Source organism: Paraconexibacter algicola, assembly GCF_003044185.1.
Taxonomy (GTDB): Bacteria; Actinomycetota; Thermoleophilia; order Solirubrobacterales; family Solirubrobacteraceae; genus Paraconexibacter; species Paraconexibacter algicola.
This window is the reverse complement of record NZ_PYYB01000001.1, coordinates 366,863-391,255: the sequence shown is the minus strand read 5'-3', so window position 1 is coordinate 391,255 and position 24,393 is coordinate 366,863. Positions and strand designations below refer to the sequence as shown.

The window sequence follows — 24,393 nt, the reverse complement described above, 5'->3', positions numbered from 1 at the left end:
CCGATCCGTCGGCGGGCGCGCCGTCCGATAGGCTCGATGACGTAGGTGGCGTGCAACATTCGGCGCGTCGCCGCTCCCGTGCGGGCCAACCTTCCGGTCCCGCCGGTGTTCCTTGTGCCGATGCCCCGTCCACGCTCCCGGATCCTCCTCGCCGCCGTCGCGGCGCTCGCCCTCACGCCCACCGCCGCCCAGGCCAAGGGCTCGCTGCTGAGCGGCTACGGCGGGCCGGGCGGCGGGGAGCAGGTCATCCTCGGCTCCCAGCTGCTCGGCGGCCCGGGGGGCTCGGGCTCGACCGCGAGCGGCTCCGGCTCCGGGACGGGCGCCCGTCCCGCGGCCCCGGCGCCGCTGCGGGCCGCCGCTCCCGCGCCCTCGGCCGCCCCGACCGCTGCGGCCCCCGCGCCCGGCGCGACCGCGCCCGCCACGCGCGGCGACGACCCGCGCCCCGGCACCCGCGGCTCGCAGCGCCGCGGATCCGGCGACGGTGCCCGGACCGACCGCGACGGCGCCGCGAGCGCTCCGGCCGCCGCGGGCGGTGACACCGCGACCGTCGCCGCGGACCGCGCGCCCGGCGCCCCCGTCCGCACCGCCTACCCGTCCGGCGACGCCGCCTCGACGCTGCCGCTGGACCGGCGCGACCTGCTCCTGCTGCTCGGCACCGCGCTGCTGCTCGGGCTGCTCGTCCTCGGCCTGCGCCCCCTCACCCGCTGGCAGCCGCGCGACCTGGGCGGGTCGTGAGGCGGGCGGAGCGCGCCCCCGACCCGCCGATCCTCGCGGGCCGCGACGCTCCCGGGCCGGCGCCCGCACCCGCCACGACCGGTCACCCGCGCGCCACCTGGCTGCTCGAAGGGCCCGGCTGGCGGCCGCTGCGCCCCGCCGTCGACCTGCTCGCGCTCGTCGCCGCGGTCGCGCTCACCCTGGCGTGGCCCGGCGGCAGCGACCCCGGGAGCGCCCGGCCCGTGCTGCTCGCCCTGCCGCCGCTGGCGATGCTCGCGCTGTGGTCGCGGGGCATGTACGACCGGCGCCTGCGCATCGACGTCCTCGACGGCGTCGGTCCCGTCGTCGGCGCGATCTCGGTCGCCGTCATGGTGCTCGTCGTCGTCCAGGCGACCGTCGCGGACGCGACGCTGGACGACGGGGTCGTCGGTCACGCCTGGGTGCTGTCGGTGCTGCTCGTCGGCGCAGCGCGCATCGCGATCGCCGGGACGCAGCGGCTCGCGCGCACGCGCCTGGGGATCGGCAGCCCCGCGCTCATCGTCGGGGCGGGCCACGTCGGCCACCGCGTCGCCCGGCGTCTGGTCCAGCTGCCCGAGTACGGGCTGCGGCCGGTCGGGTTCCTCGACGTCGACCCGCGGGGCCCGGAGGCACCGGCCGCCGACGACGTCCCGGTGCTCGGCGGTCCCGACGACCTCGAGCACGTCGCCCGCACGACCGGCGCGCGCGACGTCGTCGTCGCGTTCTCGTCCGAGCCCGACCGCGACCTCGTCGAGCTCGTGCAGCGGTGCGAGCGCGCGGGCCTGCGCGTGACGCTCGTGCCGCGCCTGTTCGAGTCGATGAACGACCGCACGCGGTACGAGTCGCTCGGCGGGCTGCCGCTCCTCGGCCTCGCGGGCACGAACCCGCGGAGCTGGCGCTTCGTGGTCAAGCACGCGCTCGACCGGCTCGTCGCCGCGGTGATGCTGCTCCTCCTCGGCCCGCTGCTGCTCGCGCTCGTCGTCGCGGTGAAGGCCAGCAGTCCCGGTCCGGTCCTCTTCCGCCAGCGGCGCGTGGGCCGGGACGGCCGCGCCTTCGACCTCCTGAAGTTCCGGTCGATGGCGGTCCCGCGGCCCGGGGACGCCTTCCGGCCCGGGGCCGGCCAGGCGCCCGGCGGCGTCGAGGGGGTCGACCGTCGCACCGCGGTCGGGCGGTTCATGCGCCGCACGTCGCTCGACGAGCTGCCGCAGCTGCTGAACGTGCTGCGCGGCGAGATGAGCCTCGTCGGCCCGCGGCCCGAGCGTCCCGAGTTCGTCGAGCTGTTCGTCCACGACATCGACCGCTACGACGAGCGCCACCGCGTCCGCGCGGGCATCACCGGCTGGGCGCAGATCCACGGCCTGCGTGGGCAGACCTCGCTGGCCGATCGCGTCGAGTGGGACAACTGGTACATCGAGCACTGGTCGCTGGCCCTCGACCTGAAGATCCTCGTGCGCACCGTCGTCGCGGCCTTCCGCGCCGCCGAGTGACGCACGCCGACGTAAGGTCCAGGCGGTGAGGTCCGGGCGTCCCCTCGAGCTGCTCGTGCGCGCGGCGCCGGTGACGGTGCCGTCGCTCGTCGTCGTGCTCGTCTCGGTCGCGCTGGTGTTCGACGACGTCGGCTACCCGCTCACCGCGTGGGCGCCCGCCACCGTCCTCGTCCTCGGCCTGCTCGGGGTCGCCGTCGCCACGCTGCCCAACGCCTGGGGCGACGTCCCGACGCCCGTGCGGGTCGCGGCCGCCGGCCTCGTCGGCCTCACCGCCTGGACGTTCCTGTCGATCCTCTGGACGCCCGACCGCGGTGCCGCGCTGGAGGCCGGCGGCCGCACCGTCCTCTACGCGGCGGTCTTCCTCCTCTTCGCGCTCTGGCGGCAGCGCGCCCGCACCGCGGCGCTCGTGCTCGGCGCCTGGACGGCCCTGATGCTCGTGCTCGCCGCCGCCTGGACGGTGCGCGTCGGGGCGGGCGGGCAGGCCGCGGTCGACCTGTTCCTCGACGACCGGCTGCGCTCCCCCGCCGGCTACCCGAACGCGTCCGCCGCGACGTGGCTCATGGTCCTCTGGCCCGCCGTCGCCCTCGCCGCCTCCGCGCGCGTGCCCTGGGTGGCGCGCGGCGCGTTCGCCGCCGGAGCGGTCGTGGTCCTGCCGCTCGCGCTGCTGAGCGTCAGCCGCGGGTCGCTCATCGCCGTCCCGCTCACCGCGCTGCTGCTGCTCGTGCTGCTGCCTGGCCGCCTGCGCCACCTCGGCACGCTGCTGCTCGTCGCGGCCGCCGCCACCCCGGGACTGCTCGCCGCGCTCGACGTCGGCGACGTCCTCACCACCCCGGGCGCCGACCCGTCCTCGGACCTCCGGGCGGTCGCGGTGCTGGCGCTCGGCGGCGGGCTCGTGGCCGGTGCGATCGTCGCCGCCGTCGCCCGCTGGGAGGCCGCACGCCCGTCCGGGGACCCGCGCGTCGCGGCGCTGCACCGGGCCGGCCGGCTCGCCGCCGCCGCGGTCGTCGCCGTCGGCCTCGTCGGCGGCCTCGTCGCCGTCGGCGACCCCGTCGACCGGCTCGACCGCGCCTGGACCTCGTTCCAGGGCGGCTACGCCGAGGACTCCGGCTCGGGCAACCGCCTCGCGTCCGGGCTGGGCTCCAACCGCTACGACTTCTACCGCGTCGCGCTCGACGGCTTCACCGCCGCGCCGCTCGTCGGGCAGGGCGCCGAGAGCTTCCGCCAGAGCTACCTGCGCGACGGCACGAGCACCGAGACCCCCCGCTACCCGCACAGCGTCGAGCTGCGCGTCCTGGGCGAGCTCGGCCTCGTCGGCGCGCTGCTGCTGCTCCTGTGGCTCGGCGGGGCCGCGTGGGCGGCCGCGCGGGCGGTGCGCGCCGGGGACCCGCTCACGCGTGCGGTCGTCGCCGGGGCGCTCGGGGTGACCGGCTACTGGCTGGTGCACGGCTCGGCCGACTGGTTCTGGGAGTTCGCCGGGCTCGGGCTGCCGGCGGTGGCGATGCTCGGGCTCGCCTGCTCGCTGGCCCCCCGCCACGACCCGCCGCGCGCCCCGCTGATGCGCGCCCGCGGCGCCGGCGAGCTCGCCGTCCTCGCCCTCGTGCTCGGGGCGGCCGCGCTCACCGTCCTGTCGCCGTGGAGCGCCCAGCGCGAGATCGACCGCGCCGCCGCCGTCTTCGCGACCCGGCCGCTGGAGTCCTACTCGCGCCTGGACCGCGCCCGCACGCTCGACCCGCTGTCCGACCGGGCGTCGCTGCTGGAGGGCAGCATCGCCCTGCGCTACGGCGACCTGCCGCGGGCGCGCCGCGCGTTCGAGGACGCGCTGGAGCGCGTGCCCGACGGCCAGTACGCGACCCTGCAGCTCGGCGCGATCGCCGCCGTCCAGCGCGACCGGCCGCGCGCCCTGCGTCTGCTGCGCCGCGCGGTGGCGCTGGCGCCGCGCGACCCGATCGCGCGCGAGAGCCTCGCGATCGTCCGCGACGGCGGCGTCGTCGACCTCGACGCGCTCTCGGCGGCGATCCTGCGCGGCGCCGCCTCCCTGTCCTGAGACCCTCCACCCACCCGATGACCGACCCCGCCCCGATCACCGCGCTCGCCGACCGGCGCGTCGCGATCTCCCACGAGTGGCTGACGATCCCCGGCGGCTCGGAGAAGGTCGTGCTCGCGCTGCTGGACCTCCTCCCGCACGCCGAGATCCTCACGACCGTCTACGACCCCGACGGACCGTGGCCGCGGGCGCTGACCGACCGGCCGATCCACCCGTCGTTCCTCGATCGCCTGCCGGGCGCCCGCGAGCACTACCCGAAGCTCCTGCCGCTGATGGACCGCGCGTTCCGCGCCTTCGACGTCTCCGGCTACGACCTCGTCGTGTCGAGCAACCACGCCAACGCGAAGAACGTCCGCACGCACCCGCGTCGCGGCCGTCAGGTGCGGCACGTCTGCTACTGCCACACGCCGATGCGCTACGCCTGGGACCCGTCGTTCCTGGAGGGCGAGGACCTCGGCCGCGTCGGCGGCCTCGTCTTCCGCGCGCTGCTGGGGCGGCTGCGCCGCGCCGACCTGCGCGGCGCCCGCCAGGTCGACGAGTTCGTCGCCAACTCGACGTTCGTCGCGGAGCGCATCCGCAGCACCTACGGGGTGCCCGCGCACGTCGTGCACCCGCCCGTGGACGTCGACCGGTTCCTCGACGCGCCGCGCGTCCCGGAGGACTTCTACCTCGTGTTCGGGCGCGTCGTGCCCTACAAGAAGGCGGACGTCGCGGCGGCCGCGTGCGAGCTCCTGGGCCGTGACGTCGTCATCGCGGGCACCGGCCGCGACCTCGATCGCGTCCGGGCGGTCGCCGGGTCCGGCGCGCGCTTCCCCGGCCGGGTCGACGACGCGGAGGTCGCCTCGCTGTTCTCGCGCGCGCGGGCGCTGCTGTTCCCGGGGACCGAGGACTTCGGGATCGTGCCGGTCGAGGCGCAGGCCGCGGGCCTGCCCGTGATCGCCTACGGCGTCGGTGGCGCCCGCGACTCGGTCGTCGACGGGGTGACCGGGGTGCTCTACGACGACCCGAGCCCGGCGGGGCTGGCGGCGGCGATCGAGCGGTTCGAGGGCCTGACGTTGCGCGACGAGGACCTGCGCGCGCACGCGCGCGGCTTCGCCCCCGAGGTGTTCCGCGACCGGATGGCCGCGGTGCTCACGGGGACGGCAGGGGGTCAGGCCCGGCCGTAGACCTCGTCGAGCAGGCCCTCCACCTCGCGGATCCCGAACTCGTCGGTGAGCCGCGAGCGGACCTCGGCCCGGGACGCGCCGCCGACCGCCATCTCGATCGCCACGAGCCGCGCGGTCTCGCCGTGCGGCGCCGGGGCCGGTCGCTCGGCCGCGACGGGGGCCGCCGCGACGTCCGCACCCGTGTCGTCCGGGGCGGCGTCCGTCGGCCCGGGCAGCGGGGCGTCCTGCGGCGCGTCGGTCGGCGCGGGCTGCGGGGCCGGCGCCTCGGCCTCGCGCCGGGCGACCTCCTCGGAGAGCGCGTCGAGCCGACGCCGGACCTCCGCGGCCTGCACGGCGATGCGCTGGATCAGCGCCAGCAACCGCTCGGGATCGGGGATCGCCGTGACGTCCGCGGGCGCCGCGCTCGGCGGCTGGACGGCGCGCAGCGCGGCCGGCGCCGGGCGGCGCGGGACGGGGGTGCGCTCCGCCGCCGGACGGTCGCCGCGCCCCGCCCGGGCCGCCTCCTCCGCCGCCTCGACGATGGCGCGAGCGCGGTCGGACAGGCCGTGGGGAGCAGTGCTCATGCGCCCGATGGTAGCGGCGACCCCGCGACCGGCCCGGTCCTGCACGGCGACGACCGCGGCGACGCGGCGGCGCGCCGACCGCGACAAATGACCGAAACCAAGAGGGGGTGGCGGTGTTGATGTCCGCGCATGAACGCGCTCCGCTCCTCCCGCCCACGGTCCGTGCTGCTCGGCGCAGCCGCCGCCCTCGCCGGCCTGCTGGCCGCCCCGGCCGCCCACGCGGCCCCGGTCACCGGGGTCACGATCGCCCCGATCCGTGCCGCGGAGAACCGCGTCGAGATGGTCCGGGACCTCGACGAGGCCCGCGCCCTCGGGGCGAAGGTCGTGCGCACGGAGATCCGCTGGGACCTGCTCGAGCCGACGCAGGGGACCTACGACGCCGCCTACCTCGCGCGCCTGGACGACGTCTTCGCCGCCGCGAAGGCCCGCGGCATCCGCGTCCTCGTCACCTTCCTGGGGTCCCCGTGCTGGACCTCGACGGCGCCGCAGCTCACCGCGGGCTGCTCGGGCACCGTGCCGCAGGACGCGCCGTTCCACCCGCCGTCCGATCCCGCCGCCTACGGGCGCGCGGCGGCGTTCCTGGCGCAGCGCTTCACCGGCACGCTCGGCTGGATCGAGATCTGGAACGAGCCCGACCACGCCAACCAGGTCTACTGGGGCGGGGCGGACAAGGCCAGGACCTACGCGGGGCTGCTGAAGGCCAGCTACCCCCTGATCCGGGCGGCGGCCCCCGACGTCAAGGTGCTCGGCGGCGCGATCGTCGGCGCCAACGGCGCGTTCCTGAAGGCGCTCTACGCCAACGGCGCCAAGGGCAGCTATGACGCGCTCTCGGTCCACTACTACGACCTCGTGCTCGCCTCGATCCGCGCGATCCGCGAGACCCAGCGCGCGGCCGGCGACCGCGCCCCGCTGTTCCTCGGCGAGTTCGGCTGGACCAGCTGCCGGCCGAAGAGCACGGAGGGCGGGCACGCCTGCGTCACCCAGGGCGTGCAGGCCGCGAACCTCCGCGACACGTTCCGGCTGCTGCGCTCCGCCTCCTACGTCCAGGGCGCGCTCGTCTACAACCTGCGCGACACCGCCCAGTACCGGTTCGGGCTGCTCTCCACCACGCAGAAGCGCAAGCTCGCGTTCGCCGCCGCGCGCACCGCGTTCGGCGGCGGCGGGACCGCCGCGCGCGTCACGCTGCGGCTGCGCCGCTCGGGCGGCACGGTGATCGCCAGCGGCAGCGGCCCGGCCGGCGACGCGCTCGGCCTCGAGGTCCGTCAGGGCGGCCGCCTGCGCTACACCGCCACCCTGCGGCAGGCCCGCGACCGCAGCTACCGCGTGCGGCTCCCGCGCCAGCTCGGCACCCGCGGCCTGCAGGTCCGCGTGCGGCAGTTCTGGTCGGGATCCAGCGCGACGAAGCGCATCTGACCGGCGACCGCTTCGTAGACTGCGCGGCGCATGAGCACCCCGACGAACGAGCCTTCGGCGTCACTCGCCGCGCTTCGCGTCCTGCGCGAGCGGTGGTGGATGGCGCTCCTCGTCACGGTCGCGGTGGTGGTCGTGTGGGTCGGCCTCGCCGCGACCCAGACCAAGCAGTACGAGGCGACCAGCACCCTGCTCCAGGGCCAGTCGCAGCTGCAGGGGCTGATCAACCCCAGCGCCCAGGCCTCCGAGGACACCACCCGGGACGCCTCGACCAACGTGCTGCTGGTCCGCTCGGTCGCCGTCGCGCAGCGGGTCAAGCGCGCGCTCCGCGCGCCCGAGAGCCCCGAGGAGCTGCTGGACCGCGTCGACGCCGTCGCGGAGCCCGACGCGGACATCATCACGATCACGGTCACCGATCCCTCGGCGGACCGCGCCAAGCGCCTCGCCGACGCGTTCGCCGACCAGTTCGTCGCCTTCCGCGCCGACGCCGACCGGCGGCAGATCGCCGACGGCCAGGACCTCGTGCGCCGCCGCCTCGCCGCGCTGCCGCAGACCGCGACCGCGGAGCGCGCGCAGCTCGAGCAGACCCTCCAGACGATCAACGCGCTGTCCGCCGTCACGACCGGCGGCGCGCAGGTCGTCGACCGGGCGACCGTCCCCACCTCCGCGGCGTCCCCCGATCTGCGCCGCTCGGCGCTGCTCGCCCTGCTCCTCGGGCTCGTGCTCGGGCTGGTCCTGATCTACCTGATCGACCTCTTCGACCGGCGCATCAAGGCGGGGGAGGACTTCGAGGCGCTCTACCGGCTGCCGGCCCTGACGACGATCCCGGAGCGCCCTCGCGACCCCGCCACCCAGCGCGACCGCAGCCTCGCGCTCGAGCCGTTCCGGATCCTGCGCAGCAGCCTCGGGACGCTCGAGCGGGACCGCCCGATCCGCGTGGTGCTCGTCACGAGCGCCGTGCCCGGGGAGGGCAAGTCGACGACGGCCGCCGGGCTCGCGCGGGCCGCGGCGCTGTCCGGCCAGCAGGTCGTGCTCGTCGAGGTCGACCTGCGCCGGCCGACGTTCCAGGACCAGTTCGACCTCGCCGGGGACCCGCGCGGCCTGACCACCGCGCTGATCGGCGGCACGCCGGTGGACACGCTCGCGCGGCAGGTGCTGCCCGGCCTGACGACGCTGCGGGTGCTGCCTTCGGGGCCGATGCCGCCCAACGCGGCCGAGCTGCTGCGGTCCCCGCAGATGGGCCGCGTGCTCGACGACCTCGCCGCCACCGCGGACCTGATCGTGCTCGACGCGCCGCCGCTGCTGCCGGTCGCCGACTCGCAGGTGCTGCTCGACCGGCCGGAGATCGACGCGGTGCTGATCACGGCCCGCGCGTACCACACGACCCGCGAGGAGGTCCGGCGCACGCGTGCCGTGCTCGACCGCTTCCCGGGCGCGCGGGCCGGTCTCGTGGTCAACGGGGTCCGCGTGCTGGACGCCGGCTACGACTACTACGGCAGCGGCCAGTCGGGCACGGGCCGGCGCGTCCCGGTCTGAGGTCCGGTGGCGACGCCCAGCCTCACGGCCGTCCGTCCCGGGGACGTTCGCGTCGGTCCGCTGCCCGTCCTGCTCGCCGGTGCCCTCGCGGTCGGGTTCGTCGGGGCGGCGGTGGTCGCCGGTCCGCTCCTGGCGGTGCTCGGGCTCGTCGCGCTGGCCGCCGCGGTCTTCCTGCTCGGGCATCCCGGCTGGGCGGTCGCGGTCACGGTCGGCGTCCTGATCGGGGCGGAGGCGACGCGCGAGTGGGGCGTCCCGGCGTTCGAGACGCTCTACACGCCGACCGCGGTGACGCTCAGCCCGGTGAACCTGCTGACGCTCCTCGCCGTCGCCGCGGTCGTCCTCGACGGGATGCGCCGGGAGGTCGGCTTCCGCGGCGTCGCGCCGTTCGGGCTCGCGCTCGGCCTCGTCGCGGCGGCGCTGGTCTTCGGGACGCTGTACGGCGTCCTCGGGGGGAAGGCGATCCCGTACACCATCGTCTCGACGATCCAGACGACCGCCCCGCTGTTCACGATGCCGTTCCTCGTGGTGCACGTCGTGCGGACCGACGAGCAGCTGCGCCGCGTGCTGCGGGCGATCCCGGTCATCGCGCTCGTCAAGGCGCTCGCCGGGTTCGTCGTCGTCTTCGGCGGGCTCGGCGCGGTGTCGACGGGCCTGGGACGCATCACGTACTACGAGCCGGCCACGAACTACCTGTTCGTCCTCTTCCTCCTGGGCATGCTCGCGGCGACCCTCGCGGGGGTCCCGACGAGCCGCCTGGCCCGCCTCACGGTCCCGGTCGTCGTCGCCTGCATGGTGCTCTCCTACCGGCGCTCCTTCTGGCTGGCGGCGATCGCCTGCCTGCTCGTGCTGCTGCTGCTCGGCTCGGGCCGCGAGCTGCGCCGGCTGCTGCCCGTGGTCGTCGTGCTCGTGGGGCTGACCGGGTACGCGGCGTTCACCGGCGGGCTGCTCGGCGGGTCCGACAGCGAGGTCGTGCAGCGGGCGCAGTCGCTCTCGCCGCAGAAGGTCAGCCGCAACGACCAGGACCGCTACCGGCTCTCGGAGCGGCGCAACGTGCTGCTCGCGCTCGAGCGGGAGCCGCTGACCGGGATCGGCGTCGGCGTCGACTGGCCGACCCGCTACCCGCTGCCGTTCGAGGGCCAGGACCTGCACCAGTACGCGCACTTCGGGCTGCTGTGGTGGTGGATGAAGGCCGGGGTGCTCGGCGGGCTCGCGTACCTCGCGGTGCTCGGGTCGGTCCTGTGGACCGGGCTGCGCGTCTGGCGCCGCCACGGCGATCCGCTCGTGCGCTGCGCCGCGCTGGCGGCCGCGGTCGGCGCGATCGGCTTCGTGATCGTCGAGCTCGCCGCGTCGATCATGGGCTCCGACGAGCGCGGCACCGCGGTTCTCGCGTTGAGCATGGGCCTGCTCGCGGTCGCCTACCGCGGGCTGCCGTCCCGGGCGGGGAGCGCCGCGTGACCGGCCCGGGCCCGACCGCGGCGACCCCCACCTCGCTGGAGAACGCGTGGCGGCTGCTGCGCGCCCGCTGGTGGATCCTCGCGCTGTCCGCCGCGGTCGTGGGCGGCGTCTTCGTCGCGCGGGCGGTCACGACCGAGAAGACCTACACGGCGACCGCGACCGTCCTCGTGCGCCAGTCGAGCCTGCTGACCCTGATCGACCCGGGCGCGCGGCCGCCGGACCCGGCCCGGGCCGCGGCGACGAACCTGCTGCTCGCGCGCTCCAACGACGTCGCCGAGCTCGTGCGCGCCTCGCTGCGCTCGCCGCTGGACGTCTCGGGGCTGCTGGACCGCATCGACGTGACGAACGAGCCCGACACCGACCTGCTCGACCTGACGGCGAGCGACCCGGACCCGGAGGGTGCGGCCCGGCTGGCCAACGCGTTCGCCGACCAGTTCGTCGTGTTCCGCCGCGCGAGCGACCGGCGGCTCGCGGGGGCGGGGGCGCGCACGCTGCAGCAGCAGCTGGCCGCCCTGCCCGACGGGGACTCCCGGGAGCGACGCGAGCTGCTGCAGGCGCTGCGCAAGGTCCGGGCGCTGCAGGCGGTGACGACGGGGGACGTCGAGGTCGCGAGTCGCGCCAGCGCCTCGTCCACGCCCGCCGCCCCGCTGCCCAAGCGCTCGGCGGTCGTCGGCGTCACCCTGGGGCTCGGGCTCGGCGCGCTCGTCGTCGTGCTGCTCGAGCTGCTCGACCGGCGGCTGCGCCGCCCGGAGGAGGTGGCGGCCCTGACCGGGCTGCCGGTGCTCGCGACCGTCCCGACCGAGCCCGACGGCCCAGCCCGCCTGGACGCGCTGCGCATCGTCCGCAGCGGCCTCGAGGCCCGCGCGCCGGACGCGCGCACCGTGCTCGTCACGAGCGCGGTGGCCGGGGAGGGCGCCTCCGCCCTCGCCGGGGAGCTCGCGCGCGCCTACGCGCTCGCGGGGCTGCGCGTCGCGCTGGTCGAGATGGACCTGCGCCGTCCCACCATGGCGACCCGCTTCGACCTGCCCGCGCCGGGGCGCGGCCTGACCACCGCGCTCGTCGGCGGGCTGCCCGTGCGGGAGCTGGTGCAGCCCGCCATCCCCGGGCTGCGCTCGCTGGTCGTCCTGCCCGGCGGGCCGCCCGTGCCCAACGCGCCGGAGCTGCTGCGCAGCGCGGCGCTCGGCGCCGTCCTCGACGAGCTGCACGCCCTCGCCGACGTGCTCGTGCTCGACGCGCCGCCGCTGCTGCCGGTCGCCGACGCGCGCGTGCTGCTGGACCGCGACGAGGTCGACGCCTGCCTCGTCGTCGCCCGGCTGGGACGCACGACCGACGACGAGGCGCGCCGCATGCGCGCGGTCCTCGCCGCCCGTCCCGGGGTGCCCGCGGCGCTCGCGGTCCTCGGGGACTGACCGCGGCTCAGCGGCCGGCGCGGCGCAGCACCGCGGCCGCCGGCTTCTCGCGGCCGTCGAGCTCCAGCAGGCCGAAGGCGCCCTCGCGCAGCGGCTCGCCGCTCGCGGGCCGGAAGTCGAACAGGGCGTACGCGAACAGGGCGCGGACCCAGCCGCGGTAGCGGCCGCCCGCGGCGCGGATCGCCTGCTCGAGGTAGCGGGCCTGCTGCGCGCGGGACACGCACGCCGGGCGCTGCGGGCAGGTGGGCCAGCCGATCTCGGTGATCCAGACCTGGTCGGTCGGACCCCCGACGGCGCGCAGGTCCTCGCGGATCAGCTCCATCCGGCGCAGGTCCTTGGAGGCGCCGGCGGCGGCGGTGCCGATCGGCGCGCCGGGGGAGTAGGGGTGGACGGCGACCCCGTCGTAGCTCTCGGCCAGCTCGGGCACTGCGGCGTGCACGTCGCGCACCCAGCGGCGGAACGTCCCGTCGGGCGTCTTCCACTCGTACTCCATCGCGGCGAGGACCCTGGCGCGCGGGTGCGCGGCGTGGATCGCGTTGCCCGCCGCCTGGACGAGCCGCGCGTAGGTGCCCGCGTCCTGGCGGTCGGCGGCGAACTGGGGCAGGAACGGCTCGTTCCACAGCTCGAACCAGGCCATGGCGAAGCGGCGGTCGAGGTCCGGGTTGGCCCGCCAGAACGCCCCGTCGGGCCCGTACCGGCGCACGACGTCCCGGGCGAACGCCGCGTAGCGGCGCGGGTCGGTCGGGATCGTCGTCGGGTCGGGGGCGGCCCACCGGGGCGTGCCGATGAGCAGCGGGAGGATCCGCAGGCCGCGGCGGGTCGCCGACGCGACCAGCCGGTCGGTGCGCGCCCAGCGCCGGGTGCCGCGGACGGGCTCGACCTCGTTCCAGCGGATCTCCTCGCGCAGCCAGCCGGCGCCGAGGTCGCGGGAGCGACGCTGCATCGCCGCCATCTGCGTGCCCCAGTCCAGCGTGTTGGACACCAGCCCCAGCCGGGGGACGGTGGGCAGCGGCTCGCCGTCGGAGGCGGCGCAGCCGAGCGTCCCGAGGGTGAGGGCGGCGGCGAGCAGGACGAGCAGTCGCAGGCGGCGCATCTCCCCGAGTGTCCGTCCCGGCGGACGGTCGGTGCGCCGGTTCATCCGCCGAGCCGGCCGCGGACGGCCCCGACGGCGCGTGTGACGTCGGAGCGGGGGACGGCCCGCAGCGCCAGCACGGCGGCCGGGTAGCTCAGCGCGGCGGTGAGGACGAGGACCGCGAGCGGCGCGCCCGCGCGCTCCGCCGCCGCGACGGCGACGCCCATCACCGCGGCGGCCGCGGCGATCCGCAGCAGCGGCACCAGGGCGGGCCGCATCCCGACCCGCCCGACGAGCGTCGCGCGGGCGGCGAGCCCGCAGACGAGCACCTCGGTCGCGAGCGTCGTCCAGGCGGCGCCGACGTACCCGTGGTCGGGGATGACGAGCAGGTTCGCGACGACGTTGAACAGGAGCCCGGCGAGCGCGATCCGCACGAAGATCCGCTGGGCGTCGACGACGATCGCCATGAAGCCCATGAGGTAGCCGAACGCCACCAGCACGTAGGCGCCCATGAGGATCGGCAGCGCCGCCCCCGCGTCCTGGAACTCGGCGCCGAACAGGGCCCGCACGACCTGCTCGGGCGCGACGACGGTGAAGGCGAGGATCGGCGCGGAGGCGAGCAGCAGCAGCTCGAGGATCCGCTGCGCGAGCCCGTGGATGCGCGGCCGGTCCCCGGGCCAGGCGGCCGCCAGCAGCGGGAACGCGGTCGTCATCACCGCGGAGGGGATGAACTGCAGGCGGTCGAGCAGGATGTACGCGCTGCCGTAGAGGCCGGCGTCCCGCTCGCCGGCGATCTCCAGCACCATGACCTGGTCGACCTTCGCGTAGGCGGTCGTCAGCGCGGTGCCGATCCCGACGACGAACCCGATCCGCACGAGCCGCCGGGCGCGCGCGACGAGCTCCCCGCCCTGCAGGTCGAGCTCGCGCAGCGCGAGGACGACCATCAGGCCGGTGGTCGCGACCTGGATCGCGAGGAAGCTGGCGGCGAACGCGACGAGCCCGCCGTCGAGGACCGCGAGCAGGACGATCGCCGCGAGCCACGCGACGCTGTTGACGGTCATCACGACGATCGGGACGTCGTTGCGCACGCGCAGCTGGAAGATGGTTCGCAGCGACATCGGCGCCCCGGCGAGGATCGTGCCGCTGACGAGCGCCCCGGCGAGCGCCATGGTCCCGTCGGTCGAGACGGCGAAGCAGATGGCGGCCGCCAGCAGCGAGGCGGGCAGCGCGATCGCGCAGCGCACGAGCAGCAGCGCCGTGATCCAGCGGGCCTCGTCCTCGCGCTCCTGGGCGGCGAGCCGGACCGCGGAGGGCTCGAGCCCGAACTCCCCGGCGACGCCGACGAGCGTGGCGACGGCGAGGATCGTCGCCCACTGGCCGTTGCCCTCGATGCCGAGCGCCTGGACGAGGACGACCGTGGCGACGACGCCGAGCGCGAGGTTCCCGAACCGCCCGACGAGCTGCACGAGCACGTCGAGCGCCGCGCGGCCGCGTCCGGCCTCCAGGGCGTCCTGCTCGCCGGTCACGCTCAGCCCCGCAGCGCGGCCAGCGCGTCGTCGACGAACGCCTCGGAGGCGTCGAGGTAGCGTTCCCAGCCGTGCCGCTCGGCGGCCTGCGCGGCGGCCGCGACGCGCCGCGCGGTCCCCTGCGCGTCGGTGAGGGTGCGGTGCAGGGCCAGGGCGCAGCCGTCGGCGTCGCCGGCGTCGAACAGCAGGCCCTCGACGTCGTCGTGCACGAACTCGGGGATGCCACCGGCGCGCGACGCGACGAGCGGGACGCGCGCGGCCGCCCCCTCGATGCTGACGAGCGGGTACGGCTCGGGCCACACCGACGGCACGACCAGCGCGTGGGCGGCGCCGAGCTGCGCGCCGACCCCGTCGGCGTCCAGCGGCCCGCGGTCCTCGACGAGGTCGGTGACGCCCTCCTGCGCGGCGACGCGCGTCGCGAACGCGGGCCCGTCGACGCCGTCGGGGCCGGCGAGGACGAGCCGTGCGGTGACGCCGTGCCGGTCGCGCAGCCGGGCGACCGCGCGGACGGCGACGTCGGCGCCCTTCATCGCGTCCTTGCGGCCGAGGAAGAGGACGGTCGGCGTGGCGGCGGGCTCGCGGGGGAGCGCGGCGAGCTGCGGCAGCTTGCGCGAGGTGGAGTGCAGGACGGTCTCGTACGCCACGTCCACCGCGGCCGGGGCGGGCGCCATGCCGCGGATCGCGGCGGAGTTCCACGAGATCGCGGCGCGGAACCGTCGGTCGGGGTCGTGGCGCAGCCGCGGGTGCCGGTTCAGCGCGCGCATCGCCGAGCCCCAGAGCCGGTCGCGCGGGCCGTCCTCGCCGCCCCGCAGGTGGGCGCCGAAGCGGTCGGCGCGCAGGACGTCGGCGAACCAGTGCTCGCAGACGCGGAACGCGAGCGGCACGTCGGCGTGCGCGAGCGCGCCGAGCGCCGTGTCCGGCAGGCACGAGCCGTTCCAGACCCACACGAGGTCGGGCCGCACCCGCTCGAGCACCCGGCGGGTCTCGCGCCCCCCGGCGAACGCGCCGGCGGGGGCGCGCAGCGTCCCGGACAGGTCGTGGTCCAGGAACGGGAGCGTGGCGGTGACCCCGGGGCGCGGGGCGGGGCCCTCGAGCGTCGAGGTCAGCACGTGGACGTCGTGGCGCTCGCGCAGCCGGTCGACCACGCCGCTGCACTCGACCTCGTACCCGCCGCGCACCACCGGCGGGTAGATGTTCGAGACGACGAGGATCCGCACGTCAGCCGCCGGCGGCCAGCTGGTCCCCCGACCCGAGCAGCCGCCCCAGCTGCGCCATCCGCGACTCCCACGAGAACTGCTGGACCGACGCGGACCGCGCGGCGCGCTGCGCCGGGGAGTCGGCGGCCATCGCCGCCTCGATCCGGTCGACCATCTCCTGGGCCGTGGCGACCTTGTCGATCAGGTCGACGTCGGCGAGCGCGGGCAGGGAGGTGGAGACGACCGGCAGGCCCGCCCCGAGGTACTCGTAGGTCTTCATCGGGAAGACGCTGCGCATCTCGCCACCGGTGTGGTACGGCATGATCGCGACCGCGCCGCCCCGCAGCACCTCCGGCAGCTGCTCGTACGGGCGGTGGCCGAGGAGGTGCACGTTGGGCAGGCCCTTCAGGCCGTCGACGTTCGTGGTCGGGTCCCCGGGACCGATCGGGCCGACGAACGCGAAGCTCCAGCCGGGACGCAGCGCCGACAGCTCGCGCACCAGCGGGATGTCGATCTTCGACGCGATGATCGCCCCGACGAAGACGACGCGCGGCTCGGGCAGGGCGGCGACCGCCGGGTCGACCGGGCCGTCCTGCAGCGCGGTGGCGAACAGCGCCGTGTCGGCGACGTTGAACGCCTCGTGGACGTTGTCGTTGAGCGTGCGCATGCGCTCGGCGAGCTCGGGCGCGCTGGCCATCACGACGTCCGCGCGCCGGGCGAACCGCTCCTCCGCGGCGCGGAAGCTGTCGGCGTCGATGCCCTTCTTCGCGGCGTGGTCGTCGTCGACGTAGTAGAGGACGGTGCGCGGCTGCAGCGGCTCGAGCAGCACCTCGGCCTGCGGGACGAACGTCCACAGCACGACGTCGCGCAGCCCGAGCCGGCGGACGGCACGACGCACGAGGCGCGGCAGCACGAACGCGTTGAAGCGCTTGGCCCACGCGAGGTGGTGGATCGGCAGGACCAGCGGCGACAGCACGTGGACGCCGTCGACCTCGCGGGCCGGCATGACGCCGCGCACGAGCCGGCGCCCCATCCGCTTGAGGTCGCGGCCGGCGACCTGCGGGCGGCGCAGGCCGAGCGACTCGACGAACAGGATCCGGTTGTGCTCCGCGAGGCGGATCAACAGGTGCTGCTCGTTGGTGAGCAGGTCCTTGCCCCAGTCGGAGAAGCCGACGCAGACGATGTCCCGCCCGCGCAGGGGCGGATCGTCCAGCGGTCCGGACCGGGGGTGCGCCGACGAGGTCATCCCCAGGATTCTCGCACGCGGGTGCGCGCGAGCGACGGCCGCGGATGGGCGGACGGGCGTACCGTCGTGCGACACATGACTTCCGACGTCTACGACCTCGGTCTACGATCCACTCGAGACCGGCACCCGGACGCCGGCGGACCCCAAGGAGACGTGATGGTCGAGACGGTGTTGGTCACGGGAGGAGCCGGATACATCGGCGCCCCGCTGTGCGAGGAGCTGCTGGCGCAGGGCAAGGCCGTCCGCGCGCTGGACAGCCTGCTGCACGGGCAGGCCGACATCGCCGCGGACCTGCGGGCCAAGGGCGTCACGCTCGTCGAGGGGGACCTGCGCGACCAGGCCGCCCGCGCCGAGGCCCTGCAGGGCGCCGACGCGGTCGTCCACCTCGGCGCGATCGTCGGCGACCCCGCCTGCGCGCTGGACCCGGAGCTCTCCGAGGACGTGAACGTCCGGGCCTCCCACGACCTCATCGACGAGGCGGCCGCCGCGGGCGTGCAGCGCTGGATCATGGCGTCGACCTGCTCGAACTACGGCCGCATGGCCGACCCGACCGTGCCGATCACCGAGGAGGGGGAGCTGGCCCCGGTCTCGCTCTACGCGCGCCAGAAGGTCGGGGTCGAGCAGCGGCTGATGACCGAGGACTTCGGGCAGATGATCCCGACCTGCCTGCGGTTCGCGACCGTGTACGGCGTCGCGCCGCGCATGCGCTTCGACCTGACCGTCAACGAGTTCACCCGCGACCTGTGGGCCGACCGCGAGCTCGAGGTGTTCGGCGAGCAGTTCTGGCGGCCGTACGTGCACGTCAAGGACGCGGGGCGCGGGGTCGTCGCCGCCCTGACCGCCGACCCGGCGATCGCCGGCAAGCAGGTCTTCAACGTCGGCCGCTCGGGCGAGAACTACCGCAAGCTCGACCTCGTGCACGAGATCGGCCGGCAGACCGACCGCGGCACGGTCAGCTACGTCAAGCGCGACGAGGACCCGCGCGACTACAAGGTGAGCTTCGACAAGATCCGCGAGGTGCTCGGCTTCGAGACCCTCATGACCGTGCCCGACGGCATCGGCGAGATCCTCCGCGGCCTCGACGAGGGCGTCTTCGGGGACCCGTTCGCCGGGAAGTTCAAGAACATCCCGTGAGCGCGGGCGGCTTCCCGGAGATCCCGCTCTTCGACCTGCGCCTCGAGCCGCAGGACCTTGAGGCGGTCGCCCAGACCCTGCGCTCCGGGTGGCTGACCCTCGGGCCGCGCACGCAGGAGTTCGAGGAGACGTTCGCCGCGCACCTCGGCGTCCGCCACGCGGTGGCGGTCAGCTCGTGCACCGCGGCGCTGCACCTCGCCTACCTCGCCGCCGGGGTCGGCCCCGGGGACGAGGTGATCGTGCCCGCGTTCACGTTCGCCGCGACCGCCGCCGCCGTGCTCTACGCGGGCGGCACCCCGGTCTTCGCCGACATCCGCGGGCTCGAGGACCCGTCGATCGACCCGCAGGACGTCGCGCGCAGGATCACGCCGCGCACGAAGGCGGTCGCGTGCGTGCACTTCGCCGGGTACGCGGCCCCCGTGCAGGAGCTGCAGGCCCTGTGCTGCGAGCACGGCCTCGCGCTGATCGAGGACGTCGCGCACGCGCCCAGCGCGACGGCGGGCGGGCGCAAGCTCGGCTCGTTCGGCCTGGCGGGCGCGTTCAGCTTCTTCTCGAACAAGATCCTGTCGGTCGGCGAGGGCGGCCTGCTGTCCACCGACGACGACGCGGTCGCCGAGCAGGCCCGGGCGCTGCGCTCGCACGCGATGACCTCCGGGACCTGGGCGCGGCACACCGGCGCGACCACGACCTACGACGTCACCGGCCTGGGCTTCAACTACCGCCTGGACGAGCCGCGCGCCGCGCTGCTGTCGAGCCGCTTCCGGCGGCTCGAGGACGACATCGCGCGCCGGCGCGTGCTGACGCGCCGCTACCGCGAGCTGCTCGGCGCGGTCGAGGGCGTCACGCTGCCCTACCGCGACGAGGACGTCGACACGTCCTCCTGCTACGTGCTGCCGATCATGGTGGCGCCCGAGGTGCAGGGCCCGCTGCGGATCGCGCTGCGCGAGAAGCACGGCGTGCAGACCTCGCTGTTCTACCCGTCGGTGCACGAGTTCACCGCCTACCGCGAGCGCTTCGCGGGCGTGTCGCTGCCGCGGACCGAGCTCGCGTCGCGGTGCGAGGTGACGATCCCGCTGTTCCCGCACCTCACCGAGGAGCAGCAGGACCACGTCGTGCGGTCGATCGACCAGGAGCTGCGGGCGCTGCGCGCCGGGGTGTCGCGATGAGCTGGACCGTCCCGCTGACCGACGTCGTCGTGGCGGAGGAGGACGTCGAGGCGGTCCTCGCCTGCTACCGCGACGGCTGGCTGACGATGGGGCCCCGCACCCAGGAGCTCGAGCGCCGCTTCGCGGAGCTCGTCGGCGTGCAGCACGCGGTCGCCGTCTCGTCGGGCACCGCGGCGCTGCACCTGGCGCTGCTCGCCGCGGGGATCGGGCCGGGGGACGAGGTGCTCGTCCCGGCGCTGACGTTCGTCGCCGGGGCCGCGGCGGTCCGCGCGTGCGGCGGCGTGCCCGTGCTCGTCGACAGCGTCGGCCCGCACGACCCGAACCTCGACCCGCAGGACGCGGCGGCGCGCGTCACCGCCCGCACCCGCGCGATCCTGCCGACGCACTTCATGGGCTACGCGTGCGACCTCGCGGCCGTCCGCGCGCTCGCCGACGAGCACGGGCTGCGCGTGGTCGAGGACTGCGCCCAGGCGGTGCTGGCGCGGGACGCCGACGGCGCCCGGGTCGGGTCGCGCTCCGACGCGGGCTGCTTCAGCTTCTTCTCCAAGAAGCAGCTGTGCGTCGGCGAGGGCGGGATGGTCACCACCGACGACGAGGCGCTCGCCGCGAAGGTGCGGTCGCTGCGCTCGCACGCGATGACCTCGGTCACGTGGGACCGTCACCGCGGGCACGCCGAGAGCTACGACATCCTCGACGTGGGGTTCAACTACCGCCTCGACGAGCCGCGCGCCGCGCTCGGCCTCAGCCGGCTCGGCCGCCTCGAGGCGGACCTCGACCGTCGCCGCGCGATGACGCAGGCCTACCGCCAGGCGCTCGCGGGGCTCGACGGGGTGCTCGTCCCCTGGGACGACGACGCGCTCGTCGAGCGCGCGACGCACTTCTGCTTCGCGGTGCTGCTCGAGGACCTCGCCACGCGCGACCGGGTCCGCGAGGAGCTCGCCGCGCGCGGCATCCAGACCACCTGGTATCCGGCGCTGACGATGTTCAGCGGCTACGCCGACGCGGGATCGCGGCCGCGCGCGGAGACGATCGCAGCGCGGCACACGGCGCTGCCGCTGTCCTCGTCGTTCGGGGCGCGCGAGGTCGACCTCGTCGTCGGCGCGCTGCGCGAGATCCTCGCCTGAGCGGCGCGGCCGTCGTCGCCCCGGCAGCCGGTCAGCCGCTCGCGCCGGCGTCGCGCATGAGCCCCTCGAGGAGCTCGGCGACGACGGGCGCCGCGTAGGTCCGCTCCGCGTAGGCGCGCGCGGCGTCCCCCTGGCGCGGCCCGAGCTGCGGGTCCTCGAGGTAGCGGCGCAGCAGCGCGACGAGCGCGTCCGGGTCGTTCTCCGGGGACGAGATCGCCCCGAAGTCCGCGTGGATCATGTCGTGCACGCCCTCCGCCCCGGTCGACAGGCAGGGGCGCCGGGCGAGCATCCCGAGGATCACCGCGCGCGGCTGCCCCTCGGTCGGGGACGGGCAGAAGACGCTGACGTCGAAGGCGCTGAGGACGTCGCCGACGTCGCCGCGCGGCGTGTCGATGACGTGCAGCCGGTCCCCGAGCGGCGCGCCGAGCGCGCGCAGCTGCGCCTCGGTCTCGCCGCTGCCGGCGAGGATCAGGTGGACGTCGTCGGGCAGCCGCATGACCGCGTCGACGACGACGTCGTTGCGCTTCTTGACGTGGAAGCGCGAGATGCAGCCGACGACGAACGCGTCCGCCGGGATGCCGAGCCGCTCGCGCACGCGGGCGCGACCCTCGGGCGAGAAGTCGATCTCGTCGGTGCGCAGCACGTTGGGGACGACCACGACCTCCTGCGGCGGGATCCCGACCGCGCAGACCGAGTCCTTCGTCCCCTGCGAGATCGCGAGCACGAGGTCGGCGCGCTCCCCGGCGGCGAGGTACATCCGTCGGGGCAGGCCCTTGCGCAGCGGGAACGGGACCGGCCCCCACTCGCACCACACGAGCGTCGCGCGCAGCTCGCGGGGGAGCCAGCGCGCCATCAGCTGCTCCTTCTTGTAGTGGACGAGCAGCACGTCGTAGGGCGCCTGCGCCTCGAGCGCGCGGCGCAGCCGCCGCACGTACGGCACGAACCGCAGCATCAGCGAGCCCCAGGTGCGCACCGACAGCTTCGGCCCGATCGCGATCGGCTCGACGCGCACGCCGGTGCCGCGTCCGATCGCGGGGTCGTCGCTGAGCATCACGCAGTCGTGGCCGCGGGCGACGAGCGCGTCGAGCATCTCCACGGCCGCGAACTCGGCGCCGCCGGGGGACGTGGTCGTCATCACCGAGACGATCTTCATCCGGCGTCCCCCTGCGCGGCGAGCGCCCCGACCTTGCCGCTCATGTCGGCGGCGGCGAGGAACTCCTCCCACGGGCGCGCGTCGGCTCCGAGCTCGGCGCAGAGCGCCTCCAGCGCGGTCCAGCCGTCGTCGGCCTCCCAGCCCCAGTGCAGCACGATCGGGTGCCACAGGTCGGCGCCCTGCTCGCGCAGCGCGCGGACCGCGGGCAGCACCTCGCTCGCGCGCCCGTACAGGGGCGCGTAGGCGGGCAGGTACACGGCGTCCGCGCGCCACAGCGGGGTGCGGTGGAAGCCGAGGTGCGCGACGGACTCGGGGCCACCGGTGACGACGTCGAAGCGGTCGGCCATCAGCCCGTACTGGCGGCGGCCGAAGCGGTTGTAGGGCGGCACGAACACGTCGGCGTGCAGCGCCTCGTCGCGCAGCACCCCGGCGGCGGCCTCCAGCCGCTGCACGGTGTCGTCGTCGTCGAGGCCGAGGAACTCGGAGTGCTTGCGGGGGTTCGCCGAGCGGGTGCGGTGGTCGAGGCCGTGGACGCCGAACGCGACGCCCTCGCGGCGCAGCGCGGCGAGCGTGTCGAGCTCGTCCTGCGTGTGGGGGCGCCACTCGTCGACGTCGGGGTCCAGCGGCTCGCGCGGGACCCACGGGACGACCGCGAGCAGGTAGGCGACGCCGGCGTCGCGCAGCGTGCGGTGGAAGCGCGCGAACACGTCGGTCCCGTAGGTGTCGGGCCGGTCCCACGCGCGGTAGTGGGGGAACTCGTCGACGCGCACGAGGAACCGCGGCGCGCGCGGCCGGTCGCTGCCGAGCACCGCGTCACGGGCGGCGAGCAGCGGGGCGACGACGTGCTCGTCGTAGCCGAGGTTGCCGTTGCGCAGCTGCACGCGCTGCAGCGTGCGGCTCGGCAGCGACGGCACCGGCATCGAGCGGACGGCCTCGAGCACGGCGGGGTGGTCGAGGTCGCGCGGGGCGAGCGTGCCGTCCGCGAGCTCGGCGGCGAACAGCAGGCAGGCGGAGCGCCATTCGTCCTGGGTCACGCGGTGGCTCCGGGGAGGTCGTCGAGGGCGTCGCGGATCTGCACGAGCCGATCGTCCCACGAGTGGCCCGCCGCCGCGGCGGAGCGGGCGCGCCGCTCCTGCGGCCCGTCGGCGGCCAGGGCGGCCTCGACGGCGGCGACGGTGGCGGGGACGTCGGCGGCGAACGCGATGTCGGGGACCTCGGCGATCGACGGCAGCGGCGTCGACACGACCGGCAGGCCGGCGGCGAGGTACTCGTAGACCTTCATCGGGAAGATCGAGTCGGTCAGCGGCGAGCGCCGGTAGGGGATCAGCGCGACGTCCGCGGCGCGCAGCACCGCGGGCAGCTCCTCGTAGCTGCGCGCGCCGAGCAGGTGCACGTTGGGCAGGTCGGTCAGGCGCGAGATGTCGGCGGCGGGGTCGCCCAGGCCGACGGGCCCGACGAGCGCGATCGACCAGCCCGGCCGCGCGCGGGCGACCCCGGCGAGCAGGTCGACGTCGAGCTTCTTGGCGGCGACCGCCCCGGTGAACACCAGGCGCGGGCCGGGGAGCGCGGCGACCGGGCCGTCGACCGGTCCGGGCCCGAGCGCGGCGGCGAACGCGGCGACGTCGGCGACGTTCGGCGCGTCGACGACGCGGTCGTTGAGGTCGCGCATCCGGGCGGCGAGGATCGCGGAGCTGGCGAGGACGAGGTCGGCGCGGGCGGCGAAGCGGTGCTCGGCGTCGACGTAGACGGACGCGTCGATGCCGTCCTGCGCGCCGATGTCGTCGACGCAGTGGTAGACGACGAGGTCGGGGGAGACGACGTGCAGGAGGATCTCCGCCTGCGGCACGTACCCCCACAGCGCGCGGCGGCCGCGGGGGCCCGGGAACGCGCGCCGCACCGCCCGCCGCACGAGCTGGGCGAGCAGCCGGCCGTTGAGGGCGCGCGCGACGCGTGAGCCGTGGAACGGCAGGACCATCGGCGAGAGCACCCAGACGTGCCCGCCGTGCGGCGAGTCGATCCGGCGCGCGGGCCGCAGCCCGCGGACGAACCGGCGGCGCATGCGGCGCAGGTCGCGGCCGGTGAGCGTCGGGCGGCGCAGCCCGAGCGACTCGATGAACAGGACGCGGTTGTCCGCCGCCAGGCGGGACATGAGGTGGTGCTGGTTGGTCCACAGCTCGCTGTCCCACTCGGCGAAGCCGACGCAGACGATGTCCAGCCCGTGGGGCCGGTCCTCGTCCATCGCTCAGGCGCCCCCGGGCAGCAGGCGGTCGACGAGGCGCTCGTAGTCCTCCTGGGCCTGCTCGTAGTCGCCGGGCCGGCCGATGTCGAGCCAGAAGTCCTCGGAGCGCCAGCCGCGGACGACCTCGCCGGCGGCGACGAGCCGCAGCATGTGGTCGGGGAAGTCCAGGCGCACGCCGGGCTCGATGTACTCGATCGCCTTCGGGGAGAAGCAGTACACGCCCATCGAGGACTCGTAGCGGTGCGTCGGCTTCTCGGAGTAGTCGGCCAGGCGCGTGTCGTCGGCCGCGTCGAAGTGCAGGACGCCGAGCGACACCTCGACCGTGCTCACGCGGGTGGCGATCGTGGCGACCGCGTCGCTCGCCTCGTGACGCGCGAGCAGCGCCGCGTAGTCGAGGTCGGTGAGGACGTCCCCGTTCATGACGAGGAACGGCTCGTCGCGCAGCCCGTCGATCAGCGCGAGCGCGCCGACGGTCCCGAGCGGCTCCTCCTCCCGGAAGTAGTCGATCCGCAGACCGTAGCTCTCCCCGTTGCGGCAGTACGCCTCGATGAGCTCGGCGAGGTGGCCGGTCGCGATCGTGACGTGCTCGAAGCCGTGGTGGCGCAGTTGGCGCAGCACGATGTCGAGGATCGGCCGGTCGCCGACCGGCATCAGCGGCTTCGGGAGGGTGACGGTGTAGGGGCGGAGCCGGGTGCCGAGGCCACCGGCCAGGATGATCGCGCGTCTGCTCATGGA

At 75.8% G+C, this 24,393-nt stretch carries 20 protein-coding genes; 11 read left to right on the top strand and 9 right to left on the bottom strand.

Annotation, left to right across the window (positions count from 1 at the left end; all coding sequences use genetic code 11):
- Positions 1 to 120 precede the first annotated feature (120 nt).
- From C7Y72_RS01870 to C7Y72_RS01855, 4 genes are read left to right on the top strand one after another with little or no spacing between them, the layout of a single operon-like run.
- Positions 121 to 735: a hypothetical protein gene (locus tag C7Y72_RS01870; protein WP_107566926.1), complete on the top strand. Its 615-nt coding sequence runs from the start codon at positions 121 to 123 to the stop codon at positions 733 to 735.
- Positions 732 to 2,219: a sugar transferase gene (locus C7Y72_RS01865; protein ID WP_146175213.1), complete on the top strand. Its 1,488-nt coding sequence runs from the start codon at positions 732 to 734 to the stop codon at positions 2,217 to 2,219. Before C7Y72_RS01870 ends, C7Y72_RS01865 begins: the two co-directional genes overlap by 4 nt.
- 25 nt (positions 2,220 to 2,244) lie before the next feature.
- Positions 2,245 to 4,263, top strand: coding sequence for an O-antigen ligase family protein (locus tag C7Y72_RS01860; RefSeq protein ID WP_107566924.1), 2,019 nt, complete (start codon positions 2,245 to 2,247; stop codon positions 4,261 to 4,263).
- Positions 4,264 to 4,280: 17 nt separating this feature from the next.
- The gene (locus C7Y72_RS01855; protein WP_107566923.1) at positions 4,281 to 5,429 is read left to right on the top strand and encodes a glycosyltransferase; all 1,149 of its coding nucleotides are present in this window, start codon (positions 4,281 to 4,283) and stop codon (positions 5,427 to 5,429) included.
- On the opposite strand, the gene C7Y72_RS23005 is transcribed toward C7Y72_RS01855, so the two are convergent.
- Entirely contained in the window at positions 5,414 to 5,992 is a 579-nt protein-coding gene (locus C7Y72_RS23005) for a hypothetical protein (protein ID WP_158276576.1), read from the bottom strand. The genes C7Y72_RS01855 and C7Y72_RS23005 overlap by 16 nt on opposite strands.
- 129 nt (positions 5,993 to 6,121) lie before the next feature.
- On the opposite strand from C7Y72_RS23005, the gene C7Y72_RS01840 reads away from it, so the two are divergent.
- From C7Y72_RS01840 to C7Y72_RS23000, 4 genes are read left to right on the top strand one after another with little or no spacing between them, the layout of a single operon-like run.
- The gene (locus C7Y72_RS01840; RefSeq protein ID WP_107566921.1) at positions 6,122 to 7,405 is read left to right on the top strand and encodes a cellulase family glycosylhydrolase; all 1,284 of its coding nucleotides are present in this window, start codon (positions 6,122 to 6,124) and stop codon (positions 7,403 to 7,405) included.
- A 30-nt stretch (positions 7,406 to 7,435) separates the two neighbouring features.
- Positions 7,436 to 8,938, top strand: a complete 1,503-nt coding sequence (locus C7Y72_RS01835) for a tyrosine-protein kinase domain-containing protein (protein WP_107566920.1) — start codon at positions 7,436 to 7,438, stop codon at positions 8,936 to 8,938.
- Between the two features lie 6 nt (positions 8,939 to 8,944).
- On the top strand, positions 8,945 to 10,393 hold the full coding sequence (locus tag C7Y72_RS01830; RefSeq protein ID WP_107566919.1) for an O-antigen ligase family protein: 1,449 nt from the start codon (positions 8,945 to 8,947) through the stop codon (positions 10,391 to 10,393).
- On the top strand, positions 10,390 to 11,802 hold the full coding sequence (locus tag C7Y72_RS23000) for a polysaccharide biosynthesis tyrosine autokinase (protein WP_158276575.1): 1,413 nt from the start codon (positions 10,390 to 10,392) through the stop codon (positions 11,800 to 11,802). Before C7Y72_RS01830 ends, C7Y72_RS23000 begins: the two co-directional genes overlap by 4 nt.
- 7 nt (positions 11,803 to 11,809) lie before the next feature.
- Here the strand turns inward: C7Y72_RS23000 and C7Y72_RS01820 are convergent, their stop codons facing one another.
- The 4 genes from C7Y72_RS01820 to C7Y72_RS01805 are packed head-to-tail and all read right to left on the bottom strand — an operon-like array spanning position 11,810 to position 16,842.
- Entirely contained in the window at positions 11,810 to 12,895 is a 1,086-nt protein-coding gene (locus C7Y72_RS01820; protein WP_107566917.1) for a hypothetical protein, read from the bottom strand.
- Between the two features lie 41 nt (positions 12,896 to 12,936).
- Entirely contained in the window at positions 12,937 to 14,400 is a 1,464-nt protein-coding gene (locus C7Y72_RS01815) for a flippase (protein WP_158276574.1), read from the bottom strand.
- Between the two features lie 2 nt (positions 14,401 to 14,402).
- Entirely contained in the window at positions 14,403 to 15,617 is a 1,215-nt protein-coding gene (locus C7Y72_RS01810) for a glycosyltransferase (protein WP_107566915.1), read from the bottom strand.
- Position 15,618: 1 nt separating this feature from the next.
- Entirely contained in the window at positions 15,619 to 16,842 is a 1,224-nt protein-coding gene (locus C7Y72_RS01805; protein WP_107566914.1) for a glycosyltransferase, read from the bottom strand.
- Positions 16,843 to 16,917: 75 nt separating this feature from the next.
- Between C7Y72_RS01805 and C7Y72_RS01800 the strand changes: the two genes are divergently transcribed.
- From C7Y72_RS01800 to C7Y72_RS01790, 3 genes are read left to right on the top strand one after another with little or no spacing between them, the layout of a single operon-like run.
- Positions 16,918 to 17,976 carry an NAD-dependent epimerase/dehydratase family protein gene (locus C7Y72_RS01800; protein WP_199223827.1) on the top strand — a complete coding sequence of 353 codons (1,059 nt, stop codon included), beginning with the start codon at positions 16,918 to 16,920 and terminating at the stop codon, positions 17,974 to 17,976.
- Positions 17,973 to 19,142 (top strand): DegT/DnrJ/EryC1/StrS family aminotransferase, encoded by a 1,170-nt coding sequence (locus C7Y72_RS01795; protein ID WP_107566912.1) that lies wholly within the window; start codon positions 17,973 to 17,975, stop codon positions 19,140 to 19,142. The genes C7Y72_RS01800 and C7Y72_RS01795 overlap by 4 nt, the downstream gene beginning before the upstream one ends.
- A complete protein-coding gene (locus tag C7Y72_RS01790; protein WP_107566911.1) occupies positions 19,139 to 20,266 on the top strand; it encodes a DegT/DnrJ/EryC1/StrS family aminotransferase in 1,128 nt (375 codons plus the stop codon). Before C7Y72_RS01795 ends, C7Y72_RS01790 begins: the two co-directional genes overlap by 4 nt.
- 31 nt (positions 20,267 to 20,297) lie before the next feature.
- Here the strand turns inward: C7Y72_RS01790 and C7Y72_RS01785 are convergent, their stop codons facing one another.
- The 4 genes from C7Y72_RS01785 to C7Y72_RS01770 are packed head-to-tail and all read right to left on the bottom strand — an operon-like array spanning position 20,298 to position 24,390.
- Positions 20,298 to 21,401, bottom strand: coding sequence for a glycosyltransferase family 4 protein (locus tag C7Y72_RS01785; RefSeq protein ID WP_158276573.1), 1,104 nt, complete (start codon positions 21,399 to 21,401; stop codon positions 20,298 to 20,300).
- Between the two features lie 14 nt (positions 21,402 to 21,415).
- Positions 21,416 to 22,453, bottom strand: coding sequence for a DUF2334 domain-containing protein (locus C7Y72_RS01780; RefSeq protein ID WP_107566909.1), 1,038 nt, complete (start codon positions 22,451 to 22,453; stop codon positions 21,416 to 21,418).
- Positions 22,450 to 23,658 carry a glycosyltransferase gene (locus C7Y72_RS01775; RefSeq protein WP_107566908.1) on the bottom strand — a complete coding sequence of 403 codons (1,209 nt, stop codon included), beginning with the start codon at positions 23,656 to 23,658 and terminating at the stop codon, positions 22,450 to 22,452. The genes C7Y72_RS01780 and C7Y72_RS01775 overlap by 4 nt, the downstream gene beginning before the upstream one ends.
- Positions 23,659 to 23,661: 3 nt before the next feature.
- Entirely contained in the window at positions 23,662 to 24,390 is a 729-nt protein-coding gene (locus C7Y72_RS01770) for a sugar phosphate nucleotidyltransferase (RefSeq protein WP_107566907.1), read from the bottom strand.
- Positions 24,391 to 24,393 lie beyond the last annotated feature (3 nt).

Excerpts from the sequence above, each read along its gene's own strand:
- C7Y72_RS01805 (WP_107566914.1), bottom strand. The coding sequence starts at position 16,842 with ATGACCTCGTCGGCGCACCCCCGGTCCGGACCGCTGGACGATCCGCCC.
- C7Y72_RS01770 (WP_107566907.1), bottom strand. The coding sequence starts at position 24,390 with ATGAGCAGACGCGCGATCATCCTGGCCGGTGGCCTCGGCACCCGGCTC.
- C7Y72_RS01785 (WP_158276573.1), bottom strand. The coding sequence starts at position 21,401 with ATGACGACCACGTCCCCCGGCGGCGCCGAGTTCGCGGCCGTGGAGATG.
- C7Y72_RS01800 (WP_199223827.1), top strand. The coding sequence starts at position 16,918 with ATGACTTCCGACGTCTACGACCTCGGTCTACGATCCACTCGAGACCGG.
- C7Y72_RS01870 (WP_107566926.1), top strand. The coding sequence starts at position 121 with ATGCCCCGTCCACGCTCCCGGATCCTCCTCGCCGCCGTCGCGGCGCTC.
- C7Y72_RS01840 (WP_107566921.1), top strand. The coding sequence starts at position 6,122 with ATGAACGCGCTCCGCTCCTCCCGCCCACGGTCCGTGCTGCTCGGCGCA.
- C7Y72_RS01835 (WP_107566920.1), top strand. The coding sequence starts at position 7,436 with ATGAGCACCCCGACGAACGAGCCTTCGGCGTCACTCGCCGCGCTTCGC.
- C7Y72_RS23005 (WP_158276576.1), bottom strand. The coding sequence starts at position 5,992 with ATGAGCACTGCTCCCCACGGCCTGTCCGACCGCGCTCGCGCCATCGTC.
- C7Y72_RS01790 (WP_107566911.1), top strand. The coding sequence starts at position 19,139 with ATGAGCTGGACCGTCCCGCTGACCGACGTCGTCGTGGCGGAGGAGGAC.
- C7Y72_RS01820 (WP_107566917.1), bottom strand. The coding sequence starts at position 12,895 with ATGCGCCGCCTGCGACTGCTCGTCCTGCTCGCCGCCGCCCTCACCCTC.
- C7Y72_RS01775 (WP_107566908.1), bottom strand. The coding sequence starts at position 23,658 with ATGGACGAGGACCGGCCCCACGGGCTGGACATCGTCTGCGTCGGCTTC.
- C7Y72_RS01855 (WP_107566923.1), top strand. The coding sequence starts at position 4,281 with ATGACCGACCCCGCCCCGATCACCGCGCTCGCCGACCGGCGCGTCGCG.